Origin of the sequence: Eudoraea adriatica DSM 19308, from assembly GCF_000382125.1 — a bacterium.
Lineage (GTDB): Bacteria > Bacteroidota > Bacteroidia > Flavobacteriales > Flavobacteriaceae > Eudoraea > Eudoraea adriatica.
In genome coordinates this window covers 96,889-118,502 of sequence record NZ_KB907549.1, presented here as the reverse complement: position 1 = coordinate 118,502, position 21,614 = coordinate 96,889, and the positions used below count along the sequence as shown (strand labels likewise).

Here is a 21,614-nt window from a genome sequence, read left to right as displayed (position 1 = left end):
TCGTTCGCAAAAAGAATTTAAGTTTTATAAAATGGTAATTTCACCACTTTTGCCATTACTGTATTCTTACGTATCTGTATATAAATATCACTTCCCGGATCCGAGAACATTGTTTTTACATAACCCAGGCCAATACCCTTATTCAGTGAAGGAGACATTGTTCCTGAGGTAACATAGCCAATTTTATTGCCTTCTCCATCTACAATTTCATAACCTTGCCTTGGGATTCCACGTTCCTGCAATTCAAAGGCAATTAATTTTTGTTTTAGTGGTTGCTCCTTTTCTTTTGCAAGACCTTCACTGTTCACAAAGTCTTTGCTAAACTTTGTAATCCAACCCAGGCCGGCTTCCATCGGAGAGGTTTCATCATTAATGTCATTCCCATAAAGGCAATAGCCCATCTCTAATCTAAGCGTATCCCTTGCAGCCAAACCAATTGGTTTAATTCCATAGGCAGAACCTGCTTCCAGAACGCTATCCCAAATTTGTTTTACTTCCTCATTTTTGCAGTAGATTTCGAAACCGCCCGAACCTGTGTAACCTGTTGCTGAAATTATAACGTGTTCTATCCCGGCGAAATCACCTACTACAAAATTGTAGAACTTTATGGCAGAAAGATCTACAGAGGTTAAAGACTGCATGGATTCTACCGCTTTTGGCCCTTGTATAGCCAATAAAGAGTAGTTATCCGATATATTTCTTAGATCGGCACCAATAGATTCATTGTACCTGGAAATATGATCCCAATCCTTTTGAATATTAGAGGCATTAACGACGAGAAGGAAGACTTCTTCTTTTACCCTGTATACAATGAGGTCATCCACAATACCCCCGGATTCATTTGGGAAGTAGCTGTATTGGGCTTTTCCAACCGTGAGTTTTGAAGCATCGTTTGATGTAACCTTTTGTATAAGCGTTAAAGCGCTGGGTCCCTCAACCAGGAATTCTCCCATATGAGAAACATCGAAGACGCCCACTGCTTTTCGCACAGTTTCATGTTCGGCATTAACACCTTCATAAGATACCGGCATTAAATATCCTGCAAAAGGAACCATTTTAGCTCCGAGTGCTTCATGAGTTTTAGTTAAAGCCGTATTCTTCATATTTCTTCGATTTAAGCTGCGCAAATTTATAGAAAATTAATAGATAGCTCAATTTGCCTTCACAATGTTTTATGACTACCAGATATAAGATACATTATTTGCCTAACAAATAACTTTTAAGTTCATCGTAAGTATCAATATTGACAGAAACTTTCTTTTTCTCCAATACATTTTGAATCTGAGAAGGAATTGGCAAGTTCAATTTTAGGGTTTCTTCAACTACGTCTAAAAACTTAACAGGGTGCGCTGTTTCCAAAAATACACCAAAGGTATCCGGGTTGTCTTTCTGATATTCTTTCAGACCTAAATATCCTACAGCACCATGGGGATCAGCTATATAGCTGCTGCTATTATAAATTTCAAGGATTGCACGTTTTGTTTGTTCATCGGTAAAGGAATACGAGGACAAATTATTCCTTAATTCGGTAAAATTATTTTTATAAAGATTCCTAATCCTAATAAAATTACTGGGGTCTCCTACATCCATTGCATTAGAAATAGTAGCTTTTGAAGTCACAGGAGTATATTCTTGTGTACGCATAAAACGCGGTACCGTATCATTTACATTTGTTGCCGCTATAAAATGTGCAACCGACATGCCTAGTTTTTGGGCTACCATCCCTGCGCAAATATTTCCAAAGTTACCACTGGGGACAGAGAATACTATGGGTCGCTTCTTGCTTTTAAGTTTTTTATAGGAAAATAAAAAATAAAACATTTGTGGTAACCACCTGGCAACATTTATTGAATTTGCTGAGGTTAATTGTATTTCAAACTTCAGTTCCGAATCTAAAAATGCAGTTTTAACCATATTCTGGCAATCGTCAAAATTGCCATTAACCTCAAGAGCCGTAATATTCTGTCCCAAAGTTGTTAACTGACGTTCCTGGATATCACTGACTTTACCACTTGGGTACAATATTACCACATTAACACCTTTGACGCCCAAAAAGCCGTTAGCTACTGCCCCGCCTGTATCTCCAGAAGTAGCTACCAACACTGTTACCTCACTGTTTTCACCCTCTGAGAAATAGCCGAGGCTTTGTGCCATAAACCTGGCCCCTACATCTTTGAAAGCAAGTGTGGGCCCATGAAAAAGCTCTAAAGTTGCTACGTTTTTTTCCAATTCAACAACGGGAAAGGGAAAATCTAACACGCTGGTTATAATTTCTTTTAATTTAATTTCAGGTATACTATCACTGGCGAATTGTTCTATTGCCTCAAAGGCAATTTCGTGATCTGATAGTTCTTCAATATTCTCAAAAAAAGAAGCAGGTAATGGTTTTATTTCCCGTGGAAAGTACAAACCTCTGTCGGGAGCTATTCCTCTTAAAACAGCATCTTTAAAGGATACATCCGCAGCTTTATTATTTAAACTATAAAATTTCATTTACCGGTTTTAAGGAATAAAAAGTCAAAATTATATTTTATGCATTCCTTTGGTATTTATTTTTGATACATATACGTCATAATCCACACCAATATTGAGGTATACATTCCTCATCGCTTCTGCCACTTTCTCTGCCGTTTCTTTTCCTCTGCTCAAGGCAAAAATAGAAGGCCCCGATCCGGAAATTCCGGTGCCCAATGCCCCTGCCTTCATTGTTTTTGATTTTACATCCCCAAAACCAGGGATTAACATGGAGCGGATTGGTTCTATAATGTGGTCTACCAAAGACCTGCCAATCAGGTCGTAGTCTTCAAGGAAAAGTCCGGATACGAGTCCGCCAACATTTCCCCATTGTTTTATCCCGTCTTTTAAAGAAATGGATGTTTTAAGAATTTTTCTAGAATCTGATGTCTTTACTTCAATCTGAGGGTGAATCACCGAAGCAAACAATTCAGGGGGAGTATTTATTTTGATAATATCCAAGGGTTCATAACTACGCACCAGGGTAAATCCACCATATATGGCAGGCGCTACATTATCTGCATGCGCCACGCCGCTGGCTAAGGCCTCGCCTTGCATGGCAAATTTTACAAGTTCAATAGGTGAAAATGGCTTATCCAGAAGCTCATTCATAGCCCATACAGCGCCTGCAGCACTTGCAGCACTGCTGCCAATTCCACTCCCGGCTTTAATCTTTTTGTGAATTTCAATCTCAAACCCACCAGTATAATTGCTTTGTTCTAAAAAGGCCAATCCCGCTACCCCGGCAACATTATTTGCTGTTTCAAGGGGTAAGGATTGCCCTGTTATTTTAGAGATTCTGATACCGGGTTCTTTTGTCTTTTGCACGATCATTTCATCTCCTATTGCCTCCAGGGCCAAACCAAGGACATCAAATCCACAGGAAATATTAGCAATAGTAGCCGGACAAAAGACTTTAATTTTATTCATTTAATTAAAAATTTCCTATTCTTACGATATCTGCAAAAATGCCGGATGCAGTAACATCCGCACCGGCCCCGGCCCCTTTGATAATCAACGGTTGGTTGGGATATCTTTCCGTATAGAAGAGTACAATATTATCACTTCCCTCTAAATTATAAAAATCATGACCCTTGGGGATTTGCTCTAATCCAACACTGGCATTTCCATTTGCAAATTCTGCAACATATTTCAACTTGCTTTCAGAAGAAACCGCCTTTGCATAAAGTTCCTGAAAGGATTTTTCATAGGCAGTAAGGGAAGCATAAAAGTCCTCATTATTGGTGGCAGCCAAACTTTCTTCGGGTAAAAATGACTTGTTCTCTATTTCCTCTATATCCAGTTTATAACCACTTTCCCGTGCCAGGATTAAAATTTTTCGCATTACATCAATGCCACTGAGATCTATTTTTGGATCCGGTTCAGTAAATCCTTCCTCCTGGGCTCTTTTAACAACATCGTGAAAAGTGGTAGAGTCATCAAAATTATTAAAAACAAAATTCAGGCTCCCGGATAGTACAGCTTGTATTTTGTTGATCTTATCTCCGGAGGCTATCAAATGTTTCAGAGTGTCTAGGATCGGTAATCCGGCACCCACATTAGTCTCAAATAAGAATGGAGAATTATATTCCCGTGAAAGCTCTTTAAGGTTCCTGTATTTTTCGTAGTCCGAAGAACAGGCTATTTTATTGCAGGTAACTACTGAAACACTTCGTTTTAAATAATCAGAGTAAGTCTCAGCCACAATTTCGCTGGCGGTATTATCTACAAAAATGCTATTGCGATAGTTATATTTTAAGACGTTTTCATAAAACCTGATCTTATCCGCTTTTTCACCCTCTTCCAACATCTCTTCCCAGCGTTCCAAGGGTATCCCATCCTCATCAAAAACCATTTTTCTCGAATTAGACAATCCAATGACCCGCGGATTTAGTTTAAGGTTCTTTTTAAGATATTTTTTCTGATTTTCGATTTGCTTAATAAACCTGGAACCCACATTGCCCACGCCCATTACATAGAGGTTTAATTGCTTAATATTTTCCTCAAAAAACTCTTCGTGTAAAGTATTCAGGGCCTTTTTTACATCCTCCTTTTTAATAACGGCCGAAATATTCCTTTCTGAAGCGCCTTGTGCAATAGCCCTGATATTTACATTGTTCTTACCTAATGCACTGAACATCTTTCCGCTTAGGCCTTGGTGACTTTTCATATTATCTCCTACCAGGGCAATGATGGCGAGTTCACTTTCTACAATAACCGGTTTAATTTTATTTGTAGCTATTTCATATTCAAAAGCCGTGTTTACCAATGATTCTGCAGTTGCGGCATCATTATCAGAAATTCCAACACAAATTGAATGCTCTGAGGATGCCTGCGTTATAAGCACAACACTTATACCGGCCTGGGAAAGCACTTCAAAAAAGCGCTTTGAAATACCCGGTATCCCGATCATTCCGGGGCCTTCCAATGAGAGAAGCGTAATATGCTCTACATTGCTAATGCCCCTTACGGATTTGCCAAGGAAATTTTGGTTTTTGGCTATTAAAGTACCCGGTTCTTCCGGGGCAAAAGTATTTTTAATGAGGATAGGTATGTTTTTCGACAGTACAGGTTGAATGGTAGGTGGGTAAAGAACTTTAGCTCCAAAATGGGATAATTCCATTGCCTCTTCATACGAGATCTGTGGGATGGCCTTTGCCTGTTTAACTATCCTTGGATTAGCCGTATACATGCCACTAACGTCTGTCCATATTTGTAATTCTGCGGCATCGATGGCAGCGGCCACTATGGCTGCTGAATAATCAGAACCACCTCTGCCTAAGGTTGTTGAATTGCCTTTGGTTGATGAAGAAATGTATCCGGGAATGACGGTTATGTTGTTTTTAGAATTTGAAAAATATGTTTTGCATAAGCCATTTGTGCTTTTAAAATCCACACCGGCCATTCCATACACATCATCGGTTTTGATTAGTTCCCGACTATCTTTAAATGCAGAATTCATACCTTCTGAGATGAAGAATTCACTGATAATATAAGAAGATAAAAGTTCGCCAAAACTTACAACCTTGTCGGTTAACTTAGGGGTCTTTTCAGCAATTAGAAATGCCCCTTCGGCCAGCGTATCCAGAATGTTTAATTCGCTTTTCACTTTGCTTAAAATGGCACTTTGCAATTGAATTGGAATAAGTTCTTTAATGGTCTTTATATGCCTGGCCTCTATTTCACGTAGACAATCTCTATAGTTCTCATCCTGCATGGATGCCAAATCAACCGTTTTTAAGAGTAAATCTGTAATTCCCCCGAGAGCTGATACTACAACAACCATCTTGTTTCCATCCAAATTTTTGACGATATTCTGAACCCGTTTTATATGTTGTGCATTGGCTACTGAAGTACCTCCAAACTTTAAAATCTTCATTATTATATTTTATTAATTGCGCAATTGATACCGGTGTTGTGAGTGAATTTAAATGAATACGGACGTATATGTAGAATATTACCCCTTAGGGGTAGCAGTGGCGGTTGTAGCAGCAAAATAGTGCTGATTGGCATGGGATAAAGCCCATCTGTTTATGTCCGATATAATTTTCATAATGGCTATGATAACAATTCAAAAGTAGGACTTTTGAGCCCCTTATCAAATAATTCATGCTATTTTTGCGAAGTCATCAATCTTTTTCAAATATTTTTACAAAAAATAGTTCTTTTGGGATGATTGATTGCCATACAATGGAATTTGAAATTTAAACCTAAACAAGAAAGGCTATTTTAAACAAGGGTATTGCTTTAAAGGGTTATTCCAGGATCTAACTTTCATTTGGGAAATGAAGATATTTACGGCCAAGCAGATTTACGCAGCTGACCAATTTACATTGGCAGAGCAAAACATGAATAGTTATGAACTTATGGAAAGGGCGTCTATTCAACTTTTCAACTGGCTGCACCACAGGCTGAAGGGGGCACAGGTAAAAATTAAATTGTTTTGTGGGATTGGAAACAATGGTGGAGATGGATTGGCCCTGGCCAGGCATTTGCAGGAACATGGGTATAATATTGAAGTAATTGTTGTAAACTACAGCAAAAAGAGGTCTCCCGATTTTCTTGCTAATTTGGAACGATTAAAAGATCGTAAGATTTGGCCATATTTTATGAACCCGGATACGGGACTTCCTTCAATTGATTCGGAAGAAATTGTTATTGATGCTCTTTTTGGGATCGGATTAAACAGATCACCGGACAAATGGGTAGGGCAGATTATTGAACATCTAAATAATTCAGGCGCTTTTGTTGTTTCCGTTGATGTTCCATCGGGTTTGTTTTTAGATCGTGCTGTTGAAAATTTAAAATCAGTTGTAAAAGCTAATTATGTGCTTAGTTTTCAGTTTCCCAAACTTGTTTTTTTCTTGCCGGAAACTGGGGTATTCTCTAATCAATGGGAAATTTTGAATATTGGTTTGTCTCAAAAATATATAGAACAGACCCATGCCAGCTTCGAGCTTATTGGCAAAAATGAAGTTTTAAGTTATTATATCCCAAGGGAAAAATTTTCGCATAAAGGCACTTATGGACATTCTTTGATTCTTGGGGGCAGCTATGGGAAAATCGGGGCCGTTTCCCTTGCTTCACGCGCCTGTATTACAACGGGGAGTGGGTTGGTCTCGGCCTATGTGCCGCAGTGCGGGTATATTCCATTGCAGAGTTCATTGCCCGAAGTTATGGTTCTAACTGATGAAGGCGAAAAGGAAATTTTGAATATTTCTGTGAAAATTGAGCCGGATGTTATAGGAATGGGAATTGGAATGGGAACTACGGAAAAGACACAGAAAGCATTCACAGAATTTTTAGATTCATTAAAAGCTCCATTGGTAATCGATGCTGATGGACTGAATATTATTTCCCTAAATAAATCATTATTAAAAAAGCTTCCTCCAAAAACTATACTCACACCGCATCCAGGAGAATTGAAGCGATTGTTGGGTGCCTGGGCAGATGATTTTGATAAGCTGGAAAAGGCTAAACAATTTTCTAAAACCTACGATTGCATCCTCGTACTTAAAGATGCTCATACTATTGTGATCTATGACGATCAGGGATATATAAATACAACAGGAAATCCGGGTATGGCTACCGCAGGAAGCGGGGATGTGCTAACAGGAATGATTACTTCATTAATGGCACAGAGATATGAACCTGTGAAGGCAGCTATTTTTGGCGTATACCTGCATGGTCGGGCAGCAGACATAGCAATTGAAAAGCTGGGATATCAGGCGCTGACTGCAACCGCCATAATAAATGGAATTGGGCCTGCTTTCACTGATTTGTTTAATGTGCCGCCTATGGATGCTGAAAACACAGCAAAAAAAGAATGATCACTTCTGACGCACTCTTCTTTTCACCCAGGCGAGTGCATTGTTATAATCAATGTAAAATTTCATAGGTTTTTTAAAGAAGAGTTTTTCAATTTTAAAATTATGCATATCTACTTCCTTTACGGATACAACAGCAAATGCCTTAAGATTTTTTAACTCCCTTAAATAACTGTAAATAGTAGGATCTATAGCATAGGAATTTTTTCTGAGACTGATAATACCAAAATTTTTATCTCTAAAATGGATCTCTGAAATTCCTATAATTTGATAGGCCCTTTCCAGGGTGAGTGTTGCCCCTTCGTCAAAGATGGCAACCATGTGATTTTCGAATACCTGAACGGTACCAATATCTAAGTTGTATTCTTTGACTATAATTATTTTCTTAGCCGGTCCGACTTTCATTTCATATAGTTTAGTGTGTCTAAGACGAAAGTATAGGCTTGTACAAGTTTTCCGAAAAATATTAGACCAAAGGCATATATATCGTTTATATGGTTTGAGGTAAATCCAGGTGTATTCTTATTCTTACTTTTTGTAATCCAGGGAAATAAAAAAAGGGACCAATTAACTTGATCCCTTTATGACTAAATTCTTACAATGTGCTATGCTTTGGAGCCCTTTTTAGATTTTTTTATCTTAATAGATAATTCATCTTTCTTTTCATCCAGGTCCATGAAAATACTATCTCCTTCTTCGAGTTTAGAATTTACAATTTCCTCAGCCAGGGCATCTTCGATATATTTCTGAATCGCTCTTTTCAAAGGTCGTGCACCGTATTGTTTGTCAAAACCTTTATCGGCAATATAATCTTTGGCTTTATCCGTTAAATTCAGATCGTATCCAATATCCTTAATTCTTTCGTAAAGCTTATTTAATTCAATGTCGATAATCTTGTGAATATGTTCGCGCTCCAGCGGATTAAATACAACCACATCATCTATTCTGTTAAGGAATTCCGGAGCAAACGCCTTTTTCAGGGCATTTTCAATGACACTCTTATGGTGGTCGTGTTCCTGTGATTTTTTTGCTGCTGTTCCGAAACCTACGCCTTGTCCAAAGTCCTTGAGCTGGCGGGCACCAATATTCGAGGTCATTATAATGATCGTATTTCTGAAATCTATTTTGCGACCCAGACTATCCGTTAAAAAACCATCATCCAATACCTGAAGCAACATGTTAAAAACATCCGGGTGTGCTTTCTCAACTTCATCCAATAGAATTACAGAATAAGGTTTGCGTCTGACTTTTTCAGTAAGTTGTCCGCCTTCCTCGTACCCCACATAACCGGGAGGAGCACCAACTAGTCTGGAAATGGCAAATTTTTCCATATACTCACTCATATCAATCCTGATCAAGGCATCTTCAGAATCGAAAAGCTCCTGAGCCAACACCTTGGCCAACTGGGTTTTACCAACACCTGTTTGTCCGAGGAAAATGAATGAGCCTATAGGTTTATTCGGATCTTTAAGACCCGCTCTGTTTCTTTGTATGGCTTTCGCAACTTTCGCAACAGCTTCATCCTGCCCAATAACATTCCCTTTAATGAGATTTGGCAATTCAGCAAGTTTGTTGCTTTCAGTCTGTGCTATTTTATTTACCGGAATTCCACTCATCATAGAAACCACATCAGCCACATTATCCTCACTTACCGTTTCCCTGTGAAGTTTACTGTCTTCCTCCCATTTTTCCTGGGCAACTGCAAGTTCTTTTTCTAATCTTTTTTCATCATCCCTAAGTTTCGCCGCTTCTTCATAACGTTGTTTCTTAACTACACTATTCTTCAGCTCGCGCACGTCTTCCAGCTGATTTTCCAATTCAAGAATTTGTTTTGGAACATCCATATTTATTATGTGTACCCGTGAACCAGCTTCGTCCAAAGCATCTATTGCTTTATCCGGCAAAAACCTGTCGGTCATATATCTGTTTGTAAGCTTAACACAGGCCAAAATGGCTTCATCAGTATAATTTACATTGTGGTGATCTTCGTATTTCCCTTTAATATTCATTAATATTTCAATGGTTTCCTCCACTGTAGTTGGCTCTACCATTACTTTTTGGAAGCGTCTTTCGAGCGCGCCGTCTTTTTCAATATACTGTCTGTATTCATCAAGGGTAGTTGCTCCTATACATTGAATCTCTCCCCGTGCCAAAGCCGGTTTAAACATATTTGAAGCATCCAGGCTGCCTGTAGCGCCTCCAGCACCCACTATAGTATGGATCTCATCTATAAACAGGATGACATCATCATTTTTTTCCAATTCATTCATTACGGCTTTCATCCGCTCTTCAAACTGACCGCGATATTTCGTGCCGGCAACCAGCGAAGCCAGGTCTAAGGTGACCACCCTTTTATTGTAAAGGATCCGGGATACTTTTTTGTTTATGATTCGCAGCGCCAAACCTTCCGCAATTGCACTTTTACCAACACCGGGTTCCCCAATTAAAAGTGGGTTGTTTTTCTTTCTTCTGCTTAGTATCTGCGATACTCGTTCAATTTCTTTCTCCCTGCCAACAACAGGATCCAATTTGTTTTCTTCTGCAAGACGCGTTAAATCTCTTCCGAAATTATCTAGAACAGGTGTTTTGGATTTTTTGCTTCCTTTTTGACCTGAAGCAGAACCAAAAGAACCTTCTTTACCTTCTACCGGTTCATCAGAATCACTTGGAAACGATTCAGAGGTAGGGGAGTCAATATAGTCATCCTCACTTGTGATCATGGATTTAAACTGATCTTTCACACCATCATAATCCACTTTGAGCTTGTGAAGTAATTTTGTGGTAGGATCGTTTTCGTTTCTCAGGATACATAAAAGTAAATGTGCGGTATTTATTGAAGAGCTTTGAAACAATTTAGCTTCTAGAAAGGTCGTTTTCAATGCGCGTTCTGCCTGTCTTGTAAGATGAAGATTTTTTTTATCTTTTTGAATCCCTCCGGAATTTGGATTTGCCGGGCTCAAAATCTCAACTTTTCGTCTTAAGTGATCCAGGTCTACATCCAGGGCATCCAAAATGCTGATTGCTTTGCCATTTCCGTCACGCAGTAAACCCAGCATTAAATGCTCGGTACCAATAAAATCATGACCCAGCCTTAATGCCTCTTCCTTGCTGTAAGCAATTACATCCTTTACCCTTGGTGAAAAATTATCATCCATAAAATTTTCTTATTCAGTAATAAAATTAGTAAATCTTATTATAAGAACGGCAAATACCGTACCTATATTCGACAAACTTGGACTAAATGACGAAAAAAACACGGATTTACAAAAAAATTAACAACCTTATTATTAACTAAATTACTATCCGGATGTGTTAATAAATTCTTTAATAAACTCCTTGGAATGTACTCTGCATGCTTTGATTTTGCGTATATTGGCCTGATATTTTAAACACATCAAAGCAATAAGTTTTTTATATGGCTGAAGGAGAAAAATTGATCCCCATCAACATTGAAGATGAAATGAAATCAGCCTACATTGACTACTCAATGTCGGTCATTGTGTCACGTGCCCTTCCCGATGTCAGGGATGGTTTAAAGCCGGTTCACAGGAGAGTTTTATATGGAATGCACGATTTGGGTGTTCGTTCATCAAGTTCGCACAAGAAATCTGCAAGGATTGTCGGGGAAGTTTTAGGTAAGTATCACCCCCATGGTGATACATCTGTTTATGACAGTATGGTGAGGATGGCTCAGGAATGGAGTCTGCGGTATATGCTGATTGACGGGCAGGGTAATTTTGGTTCTATTGATGGTGATAGCCCGGCGGCAATGAGATATACGGAAGCTCGCATGCGCAAGATTGCCGATGAAATGCTGGCAGATATTGATAAAGATACCGTAGATCACCAACTCAATTTTGATGATTCCCTCAAAGAACCGACAGTTCTGCCTACGCGGATACCAAACTTATTAATAAATGGTGCCTCGGGTATTGCAGTTGGTATGGCAACCAATATGCCTCCACACAACCTGTCTGAGGTTGTAGATGGGACAATTGCCTATATTGACAATAAAGATATTGAGATTGATGAGCTAATTACCCATATTAAAGCTCCGGATTTTCCAACCGGGGGTATTATATACGGATACGATGGTGTAAAAGAAGCTTTTCATACAGGGCGCGGCAGAGTTGTTATGAGGGCGAAAGCCACTTTTGAAGAAGTTCAGGGCAGGGAATGTATAATTGTCACTGAAATTCCATATCAGGTCAATAAAGCGGACATGATAAAAAAGACTGCGGATTTGATCAATGACAAAAAGATTGATGGCATAGCTTCAATCAGGGATGAATCTGACAGAAAGGGAATGCGCATTGTATATATCCTTAAAAGGGATGCCATACCTAATATTGTCCTCAATACATTATACAAATATTCGGCACTGCAGTCATCCTTTAGTGTTAACAATATTGCACTGGTCAAAGGAAGGCCGAAATTGCTCAATGTAAAGGAGATCATTCATTATTTTGTAGAGCATAGGCATGAAGTTGTGGTAAGGCGCACAACCTTTGAGCTGAAAAAAGCGGAAGATCGCGCCCATATCTTAGAAGGGCTCATTATTGCATCTGATAATATTGATGAAGTTATTTCTATCATCAGAGCATCTTCCAATCCGGATGAGGCAAGGGAAAACCTCATGGAGAGATTTAAATTATCCGAAATACAGTCCAAGGCCATTGTGGAGATGCGCCTTCGCCAGCTTACTGGTCTTGAGCAAGATAAATTGCGTTCGGAATACGATGAGATCATAAAAACTATTGCCGATTTAAAAGATATTCTGGCTAATAAGGATCGCAGAATGCAGATCATAAAAGATGAGCTTCTTGATGTAAAAGAACGTTATGGAGACGAAAGAAGATCAGAAATAAATTTTGCCGGTGGTGACCTTAGTATAGAGGATATGATTCCTGACGAACAGGTCGTAATAACGATATCTCATGCAGGCTATATTAAAAGGACCCCGCTGAGTGAATATAAAACGCAGCACAGGGGAGGAGTAGGGCAAAAAGCTTCATCTACCAGGACCGAGGATTTCCTTGAACATCTTTTTGTTGGCACCAACCATCAATATATGTTATTCTTTACCCAGAAGGGAAAGTGTTTTTGGATGCGGGTTTATGAAATACCGGAAGGAAGCAAAACATCAAAGGGAAGGGCCATTCAAAACCTTATAAATATTGAGCAGGATGATAAGGTAAAAGCTTTTATTTGCACCCAGGACCTGAAGGATGAAGAATATGTGAATAGCCATTATGTTATTATGGCCACTAAAAAAGGTACGGTTAAAAAAACTTCTCTGGAACAGTATTCCAGGCCTCGGCAAAATGGAATTATTGCCATTGGCATAAGAGAAGATGATGAATTGTTAGAAGCCAAATTAACTACGGGTACCAGCCAGATTTTACTGGGTCTTAAATCCGGGAAGGCCATTAGGTTTGAAGAAAGTAAAACCAGGCCAATGGGACGAAGCGCATCTGGTGTGCGGGGTATAAAATTGGCAGATGATAATGATGAAGTCATAGGTATGGTTTCTGTACATAATTTTGATGATGAAATATTGGTTGTTTCAGAAAATGGATATGGAAAAAGATCGAATATTGATGACTACAGGATTACCAATAGGGGTGGAAAAGGCGTAAAGACGATCTCCATAACTCAAAAAACCGGAGGCCTTGTGGCCATTAAAAATGTTTCGGATTCTGACGACTTAATGATTATAAATAAATCAGGAATAGCTATAAGGATGAGCGTTGATGATTTGCGTACTATGGGCAGGGCAACACAGGGTGTTAAATTGATCAACCTCAAAGAAACTGATTCCATAGCAGCCGTTGCGAAAGTAATGAAGGATGAAGATAATCTGGATGAAGTAGATATCATGGATATTGAAGTGAAAACGGAAGATGGCACGGCTCTTGATACGGATACTACTGAAAACGATAAAGAATAATTAATAAACACTAATACGTAAATTGAATTTTAAAATGAAGACTAAACTTTTAACTCTGGCATTGATGTGCGTAGCACTAGCCGGATTTTCACAGAAAGGAGAACTTAAAGCAGCGGATAAAGCATTAAAATCTGGTGATGCAGCATCGGCTAAAGCATCTTTAGATGGTATACAGGGAATGATCAGTGGAGCAGATGAAAAAGTCCAGGCTGAGTATTTCTTCCTAAGAGGTAAAACGTATGCTGATCTTGCCAATAAGGGCGATGATGCTGCTTTTAATGAGGCAATTGACTCATTTAATAAGGTGCTTACTATTGAAGGTGGTAAGGGAAAGTATTCTGACGAAACAAATCAGCGAATGGCCGCTATTACTGCTGATTTAGTGAATTCTGCCGTTGACGACAACAGTAAAAAGGAATTCAAGAGCGCCGCAGAAAAACTCTATTTAGGATATAAGATCAGTCCTAAAGACACTATTTACTTGTATTATGCAGCAAGTAGTGCTGTAAATGGCGGTCTTTATGAGGAAGCTCTTGGTTATTACGAGGAATTAAGAGATATTAAATATGATGGTAGTGGAGTAGTATATAAAGCTACAAATATAGAGACCGGTGTAGAAGAGACAATGGAAAAGACACAAAGGGATTTAATGGTAAAATCAGGGGCATATAAAGACCCCGTAGATGAAAAATCACCTTCTAAGAACGCTGAGATTGTTAAAAACATGGCTTTAATCTATTCTCAATTGGGTCAGGATGATAAAGCACTTCAGGCGTTTGCAGATGCCAGGGCAAGTAATCCGGATGATGTTAATTTACTCCTTAACGAAGCCAATTTACATTATAAACTGGGCGATAAGGATAAATTTAAAACCCTTATGGCAGAAGCATCTCGAATGGCTCCGGATAATGCAGATTTGCAGTATAACATAGGTGTAATTAATATGGAACAAGGTGATATAGAGGGAGCCCGTAATGCATATAAAAGGGCACTGGAGATTGATCCCAATTATGTTAATGCTCAATTGAATCTGTCAACAACCTACGTAGATGAAGGTAATGGCCTGATTGACGAAATGAATAGTTTAGGTAGTTCCAAAGCGGATATAGCCCGTTACGAAGAATTAAAGAAGCAGAAAGATGATTTGTTCAGGGAAGGCGCGGTTATTTTGGAAGATGCACTAAAATTAAAGCCAGACAACCCGGGGGTTCTTACCCAACTTAAAAATATTTATGGGGCATTGGGTGATACTGAGAATTTTATGAGAATTAAGAAGTTACTTGGGGAATAACTCAAATAGTAATTCTTCAAAAAAAAACCCCGGCAAACTAATTACCGGGGTTTTTTTATACGATTTTTTTTATGACCCTTAATTTATGGGTGTATTTCCTCTGTTCTGTATTGAAGATACCAGTATGATCCAGCCTGTCTATTCTTACTTTTCCATGGACATGGATTATAAAATTATCTTGCATAATTAGTCCTACGTGATTAATCTGCCCCTCCTTGTTATCAAAAAAAACCAGGTCTCCGGGTTCACTTTCTTCAATAAAACTCAAAGCTTCGCCCTGTGTTGCCTGCTCTTCTGCCCTTCTTAGTAGTTTATGGCCATTTATTTTGTAAACCATTTGTGTAAAGCCCGGGCTATCTATCCCAAAAGGGGTTTTTCCACCCCATAAGTAGGGTGCATTCAGATAGTGAAGTGCGGTAATTATCAGATTCGATTTTCCGTCTTCCGAGCCTACTAAGGCACCTTCAAATTTATGACTAAGAAATTTGGAATTATTGACAGCTGATCCCAGTACTACCGGAATTAGTGCGGTATTGCCATCACTGACGTAAGATACCAGATCTGCTGAGAATCTCGCCCCCCCGGAACTTTTAAGGGTTTTAGAATCCTCCCTGGATATAGGGATGAATTGGTTATTTCTAACCCATCCTTCGCAACCATCAAAGTCATCGCGAATTTTACTCCAGTATTTTCTTTTTTCCAGGATTTTAAAATGATCCCCGTAGAGAAGTTGGGTTACCATCTCGCTTGCATCTTCAGCAAGAATTCTTATTGGTACTATACTAAGGTTACAAATACCGTGATGCATAGGCTGTCTTTACAGCTATATTAGTTTCTTTCTAAAATAATAGCCGAAGCCCCACCTCCTCCATTGCAGATGGCGGCAGCGCCTATTTTAGCGTTATTTTGCTCTAAAACACTTAGAAGGGTAATTATTATTCTGGCTCCGGAGCAACCCAGCGGATGTCCAAGGGATACCGCACCACCGTTTACATTTACATTATTATCCCTGAGTTTTAATAGTTTCATATTGGCTAGTCCTACTACGGCAAAAGCCTCGTTAAACTCAAAATAATCTATTTGGTCTATTTTTATACCGGCTTTGGCAATTGCTTTGGGCAGTGCTTTGGCGGGGGCAGTAGTAAACCATTTTGGTTCCTGAGCTGCATCGGCATAACTTTTTATGCTTGCAATGGGTTTTAAACCCATTTCGTTTGCTTTTTCGGCACTCATTAACACCAGGGCCGCGGCTCCGTCGTTTATTGTAGATGCATTGGCCGCTGTAACTGTACCGTCTTTTGTAAAGGCAGGTCGCAGTGCAGGTATCTTATCTAATTTAACGTTTTTAAATTCTTCATCTTCATTTACAACAATTGGTTCACCTCTGCGCTGCGGTACTTCAACCGGGACAACTTCATTGGTGAATTTGCCAGATTTCCAAGCCTCTGCAGATCGTTTGTAAGACTGAATGGCAAATTGATCCTGCTCCTCCCTGCTAAAATTGTGTTCAATAGCACAGGCATCTGCACATACGCCCATTGCATTTTGGTCATAAACATCAACTAAACCATCTTTTTGCATACCGTCTATTAGTGTTGAAGGACCAAATTTTTGACCGGTTCTCATATGAACGTAGTGTGGAATAAGGCTCATATTCTCCATACCCCCTGCAATGACAACAGAAGTGTCCCCCAGCGCAATAGATTGCGCGGCTTGCATTACTGCCTTCATCCCGGATGCACAGACTTTATTTACTGTGGTGCAGGGAACCGAGTCAGGGATACCGGCAAAAATCGCAGCCTGTCTTGCAGGTGCCTGTCCCGTTCCTGCCTGTACTACATTACCCATAAGCACCTCATCAATTATATCAGGACTTAGGTTTATTTTGTCCATGGCGCCTTTTATAGCTATGGCCCCTAACTTTGGAGCCGGAATAGTCGATAAAGAACCCATAAAACTACCAATAGGTGTTCTGGCTACAGACACAATAACTACCTCTTTCATATGTAAATCGATTAACTATGCGAAATTAATAAATTAAAGTGCAATGAACCGTGTTTAGTCTCTAAAAGGCAATAGGTAACGCTATTATTTTCTATTTTTGAAGAAGATATTTTCTACTATGGGGAAAACCTTGGACGGCGTTTATAAAAATCAATCACTTATTTACAAGTATATTCTCTATGTGGTTACCATAGCCTGTATTGTATTTTTCTTTCCAAGAGGAGGTAAGTTTAAATATGAATTTCAGAAGGGTAAACCTTGGCAATACGAAAACCTTTATGCGCCTTTTGACTTTTCCATTAAGAAGACAGCCGATGAAATTGCCGAAGAGAAAAATGCCATAGAAAGTAGTCAGATAGATTATTATAATTACGATGAAAAATTGGCTGCCCGGGCTTACCAGATTTTTGAAGAAAAATTCCCTGTTGTTTTCGGTGCTGAAAAATTTAGCAACAGATCCCGGCGTATTTTGCAACAGCTGGGCAAAGAATTTCTGGATACCATATATACGCACGGATTCATAGCAAATGTGGACAAGCTGATTTCAAAGAATAGTCTTTATCTGATAAAAGAAGGGGAAGCAAGGCTGGTGCAACCTGAGGCCTTATATAGAATGAGTACTTTGAATGATTCAATCAGCGCGATGCTGGAAACCAGAAGACTTGGAAGCTATGAATCTGACTTTAAGACACTTTTCTTTGAGGTATTGCAACCTAATGTTTCCTATGATGAAGAACTTACGAAAAGAGAATTGGAAGAGGCTATTTCCGAGATTTCCATTACAAGAGGCAATGTAGATGAGGGAAAGCTAATAATTGCCAGGGGAGAGGTTGTAGAATCGGAGAATTTAAAAATTCTGGAGTCCTTAAAAGCGGAATATGAATCGGAATTATGGACAGAAAACAACTATTATTTTATCCTTTTTGGGTATACTATTTTAGTTGCTTTGGTTCTTATCATGTTGTTTTTGTTTCTCAAAAAATACAGACCAGAAGTATTCAGGAACAATGTAAAGGTGACCTTCATATTCTTTAATATTTTGCTAATGGTATTAATAACCACACTTGTGGTAAAATACAATGAGACTTATGTTTTTGTGGTACCATTATGTATAATGCCCTTAATTCTTAAAACCTTCTTTGATGCCCGGTTAGGCCTTTTTGTACATGTCTTAACCGTACTTATTTTGGGATTTGTAGTTCCTAACAGCTTTGAATATATTTTTCTTCAGATCATTGCAGGGATAGTAACCATTCTGACGGTCTCTGAACTCTATAAGCGGGCTAACTTATTTATTTCTGTAGGCCAGATAACACTTATCTACATCATAGGTTATTTTGCTTTTCATATTATTCATGAAGGCAACCTGGACAATTTGAACTGGTACATATTTGGATTTTTCTTTTTAAACGGTATGATTACTTTGTTTGCCCAGCCCCTTATTTACATCTACGAAAAAGTGTTTGGTATGGTTTCCGATGTTTCCTTACTCGAATTATCTGACACCAATTCCAAATTGCTTAAGGAACTTGCCAATAAGGCGCCGGGAACTTTTCACCATTCTCTGCAGGTTGCCAATCTGGCAGAAGCTTCGGCCAATGAAGTTGGGGCAAATGCAATGCTGGTCAGGGTAGGGGCTTTATACCATGATATTGGTAAAATGAACAACCCCACTTATTTTACAGAAAACCAGGTAACCAGTATAAATCCGCATGACGATCTGGACCCCAAAGAAAGTGCCAAAATAATTATAAATCACGTCATTGAGGGAATAGAACTGGCCAGAAAATTTAATTTACCGGACAGGGTTATCGATTTTATAAGAACGCATCATGGAACCAACCTGGTTTACTATTTTTATAAGAAACAGCAGAAATTGGATGAAGCTGTTAAGGAATCTGATTTCAGGTATCCCGGGCCCATTCCATTTTCTAAAGAGACTGCAATTTTAATGATGGCCGATTCCGTAGAAGCGGCCTCCAAGAGTTTAACTAACCCGACATATCAGGTCATTGATGAATTTGTTGAGAAGATCATTACAGGGCAAATGAATGCAAATCAGTTTTTGAATGCGAATATTACCTTTAAAGAGATTCAAATGATTAAGAAGGTACTTAAGCACAAATTAACCAATATCTACCATCTCAGGGTTGAGTATCCGGAATAATTGAAAAGAAAGGTTCCTCTATCAGGGATATGGGTTATTGCTAAGAAAATCTCTAATTTTTATTAAATAATCATATTTCCAAATTTACATGGTCTTTCCTATGATTTACACGGATTAGACCGGCCTAATCTTCAGAATCCTCATTTTCCGGATTCTCATCGAAATCATGATCATCCTGTTCATCAAGATCATCATCATCTGGTTCATCATCAGCATGGTCTTCCATAGCAGTTACTAATCGTTTGCTGACTTTTACCAGATAAATGGTATCATCAGTTCTTACTTCTACCGATTCAATAACTTCATTCTGTGCGTTCTTAAAGGTTATAATATCATCCTCATCATATCCGTCAGGATATTTGGTCACCAAAAGATCCAGGATATCATTATTTAATTTCTTATAATCTACAATTACTCTTCGCATAGTGTCAATTCAATTATTTCAGTTTTACATGTTTAGTAAGTAAGCAAAAATCAAAGGTGCGACAATAGTGGCATCACTTTCGATTATAAATTTTGGGGTGCCAATATCCAATTTGCCCCAGGTAATTTTTTCATTGGGGACTGCACCCGAATAGGAGCCATAGCTCGTTGTTGAGTCGCTAATCTGACAGAAGTAACTCCAAAAGGGTGTGTCTGCAATTTCAAGGTCCTGGGTGAGCATGGGAACCACACATATGGGAAAATCACCTGCAATACCGCCTCCTATTTGAAAAAACCCAATGCCATTTTTCGAATTCTTTGTATACCAGTTGGCTAAGTATGTCATATATTCAATACCAGATCGCATGGTGCTGGCCTTTAGTTCTCCCTTCATTACGTAACTCGCAAAAATATTTCCCATGGTACTGTCTTCCCATCCGGGTACCACCATTGGTAAATTTTTTTCGGCGGCGGCATACATCCATGAATCCTTCAGGTCTATTTCGTAATATTCTTCCAGTACCCCTGAGAGTAGCAATTTGTACATATATTCATGAGGAAAATAGCGCTCTCCTGCTTTTTCGGCATCCTTCCATATTTTAAAAATATGCCGCTGCAACCTTCTAAAAGCCTCTTCTTCAGGAATGCAGGTATCTGTAACCCGGTTTAGTCCTTTTTCCAGTAAGCTCCATTCATCCTCCGGGGTTAAATCCCTGTAGTTGGGCACCCTTTTATAATGCGAATGCGCCACCAGATTCATAATGTCTTCTTCCAGATTTGCACCGGTACAGGAAATGATATGCAACTTATCAGACCTTATCATTTCTGCAAAACTTTTACCCAGCTCTGCTGTACTCATGGCACCAGCAAGTGAAACTAACATTTTGGAACCATTGTTTAACTGTGCTTCGTATCCTTTTGCAGCATCAACAAGGGCAGCCGCGTTAAAATGTAAAAAATGATCTTCAATAAATGCAGAGATAGCTCCTTTAGTCTTCGTCATCGTCAAATTTGAAATTGGTATTGGATACGGATTTAAAATCGGTATCATAAGTATTATCATAATCATCTTCGGCCTCTTGCCCTTTAAACTTATAGGTCAACATTTTATAAAATAATTTGGCGGCAAGGAAATCGGGGGATTTATCATTCTTATTGGGACATAATTCAACCATATCAAACCCAACAACGTTTTTCTCCTTAAAAACCTGTAAAAGAAATTCGAGGGTTTCATACCACAATAATCCACCGGGTTCAGGTGTACCCGTAGAAGGCATGATGGAAGGATCCAGTGCATCAAGGTCAAAAGTGATAAAAACGTTATCAGAAAGTTGATCTATAACATTGTCCATCCAATACTCGTTACTCAACATTTCATGTGCGAAAAAAGTCTTTTCCGGATCCATATAGGTTTTCTCAATAGTATCCATGCTGCGTATTCCTACCTGAACCAAATTTGTCTGTTGCGATGCTTCATGGACCGCACATGCATGGTTATACTGGGTACCCTGATAAGTTTTTCTTAAATCTGCATGTGCATCAATATGTAAAACGCTCAGGTTCTCAAAGCACTCATTGAATGCCCTGATACTTCCAATAGAAATTGAATGTTCTCCTCCTATGAGAGCCACAAATTTGTTGCGTTTGATATATTCTTTAGTGGTTTTATGCACCGCATTAACCATAGCTTCCGGGCTGCTATTTTCTAAAATTTCATCGGCCAGGTATATACCCTGTTTGAAGACTTCCGTATCCGTTTCAATATCATAGAGTTCCATATTCTCTGAAGCTTCCAAAAAGGCATTTGGCCCTTTGTCTGCTCCTTTACCCCATGTGCTTGTTCCATCATAAGGAACAGGGATAAGAACAATCTTTGCTTTTTCAAGTTGTGCCAGATCTTGTGGGATCCCCGCATAGTTATTGTTTGTTTTCACTTTA

15 protein-coding genes are annotated in these 21,614 nt (G+C 38.9%); 4 read left to right on the top strand and 11 right to left on the bottom strand.

Annotated elements, in window-relative coordinates; all coding sequences use genetic code 11:
• Positions 1–17: 17 nt before the first annotated feature.
• From gcvT to thrA, 4 genes are all read right to left on the bottom strand, one after another.
• A complete protein-coding gene (gene gcvT, locus G504_RS0110035) occupies positions 18–1,103 on the bottom strand; it encodes a glycine cleavage system aminomethyltransferase GcvT (protein ID WP_019670042.1) in 1,086 nt (361 codons plus the stop codon).
• 94 nt (positions 1,104–1,197) lie between these two features.
• Entirely contained in the window at positions 1,198–2,493 is a 1,296-nt protein-coding gene (gene thrC, locus G504_RS0110030; protein ID WP_019670041.1) for a threonine synthase, read from the bottom strand.
• A 30-nt stretch (positions 2,494–2,523) separates the two neighbouring features.
• On the bottom strand, positions 2,524–3,444 hold the full coding sequence (locus tag G504_RS0110025; protein WP_019670040.1) for a homoserine kinase: 921 nt from the start codon (positions 3,442–3,444) through the stop codon (positions 2,524–2,526).
• A 4-nt stretch (positions 3,445–3,448) separates the two neighbouring features.
• The gene (gene thrA, locus G504_RS0110020; RefSeq protein WP_019670039.1) at positions 3,449–5,893 is read right to left on the bottom strand and encodes a bifunctional aspartate kinase/homoserine dehydrogenase I; all 2,445 of its coding nucleotides are present in this window, start codon (positions 5,891–5,893) and stop codon (positions 3,449–3,451) included.
• Positions 5,894–6,299: 406 nt separating this feature from the next.
• On the opposite strand from thrA, the gene G504_RS0110010 reads away from it, so the two are divergent.
• Positions 6,300–7,844, top strand: a complete 1,545-nt coding sequence (locus G504_RS0110010) for a bifunctional ADP-dependent NAD(P)H-hydrate dehydratase/NAD(P)H-hydrate epimerase (protein ID WP_019670037.1) — start codon at positions 6,300–6,302, stop codon at positions 7,842–7,844.
• Here G504_RS0110010 and G504_RS0110005 read toward each other — a convergent pair whose 3' ends face one another.
• Positions 7,845–8,246 (bottom strand): hypothetical protein, encoded by a 402-nt coding sequence (locus G504_RS0110005; RefSeq protein ID WP_019670036.1) that lies wholly within the window; start codon positions 8,244–8,246, stop codon positions 7,845–7,847.
• A gap of 200 nt (positions 8,247–8,446) precedes the next feature.
• The gene (locus G504_RS0110000) at positions 8,447–10,996 is read right to left on the bottom strand and encodes an ATP-dependent Clp protease ATP-binding subunit (RefSeq protein ID WP_019670035.1); all 2,550 of its coding nucleotides are present in this window, start codon (positions 10,994–10,996) and stop codon (positions 8,447–8,449) included.
• A 260-nt stretch (positions 10,997–11,256) separates the two neighbouring features.
• On the opposite strand from G504_RS0110000, the gene gyrA reads away from it, so the two are divergent.
• Together gyrA and G504_RS0109990 are read left to right on the top strand one after the other, a co-directional pair.
• Positions 11,257–13,791, top strand: a complete 2,535-nt coding sequence (gene gyrA / locus G504_RS0109995) for a DNA gyrase subunit A (RefSeq protein WP_019670034.1) — start codon at positions 11,257–11,259, stop codon at positions 13,789–13,791.
• 34 nt (positions 13,792–13,825) lie between these two features.
• Positions 13,826–15,082 carry a tetratricopeptide repeat protein gene (locus G504_RS0109990; RefSeq protein ID WP_026348496.1) on the top strand — a complete coding sequence of 419 codons (1,257 nt, stop codon included), beginning with the start codon at positions 13,826–13,828 and terminating at the stop codon, positions 15,080–15,082.
• Positions 15,083–15,137: 55 nt separating this feature from the next.
• Here G504_RS0109990 and G504_RS0109985 read toward each other — a convergent pair whose 3' ends face one another.
• Both G504_RS0109985 and G504_RS0109980 read right to left on the bottom strand, forming a co-directional pair.
• Positions 15,138–15,890, bottom strand: a complete 753-nt coding sequence (locus G504_RS0109985) for a C40 family peptidase (RefSeq protein ID WP_019670032.1) — start codon at positions 15,888–15,890, stop codon at positions 15,138–15,140.
• A gap of 20 nt (positions 15,891–15,910) precedes the next feature.
• Positions 15,911–17,086 (bottom strand): acetyl-CoA C-acyltransferase, encoded by a 1,176-nt coding sequence (locus G504_RS0109980; RefSeq protein ID WP_019670031.1) that lies wholly within the window; start codon positions 17,084–17,086, stop codon positions 15,911–15,913.
• Positions 17,087–17,204: 118 nt separating this feature from the next.
• Here G504_RS0109980 and G504_RS0109975 point away from each other — a divergent pair, with 118 nt between their 5' ends.
• A complete protein-coding gene (locus G504_RS0109975) occupies positions 17,205–19,253 on the top strand; it encodes an HD family phosphohydrolase (RefSeq protein ID WP_019670030.1) in 2,049 nt (682 codons plus the stop codon).
• A 124-nt stretch (positions 19,254–19,377) separates the two neighbouring features.
• Here the strand turns inward: G504_RS0109975 and G504_RS0109970 are convergent, their stop codons facing one another.
• The 3 genes from G504_RS0109970 to speB are packed head-to-tail and all read right to left on the bottom strand — an operon-like array spanning position 19,378 to position 21,610.
• Positions 19,378–19,677 carry a hypothetical protein gene (locus G504_RS0109970; protein ID WP_019670029.1) on the bottom strand — a complete coding sequence of 100 codons (300 nt, stop codon included), beginning with the start codon at positions 19,675–19,677 and terminating at the stop codon, positions 19,378–19,380.
• Positions 19,678–19,701: 24 nt separating this feature from the next.
• Complete coding sequence (locus G504_RS0109965) at positions 19,702–20,679, bottom strand: deoxyhypusine synthase family protein (protein ID WP_019670028.1); 978 nt, start codon at positions 20,677–20,679, stop codon at positions 19,702–19,704.
• Positions 20,666–21,610: an agmatinase gene (speB, locus tag G504_RS0109960; RefSeq protein WP_019670027.1), complete on the bottom strand. Its 945-nt coding sequence runs from the start codon at positions 21,608–21,610 to the stop codon at positions 20,666–20,668. Before speB ends, G504_RS0109965 begins: the two co-directional genes overlap by 14 nt.
• Positions 21,611–21,614: the final 4 nt, after the last annotated feature.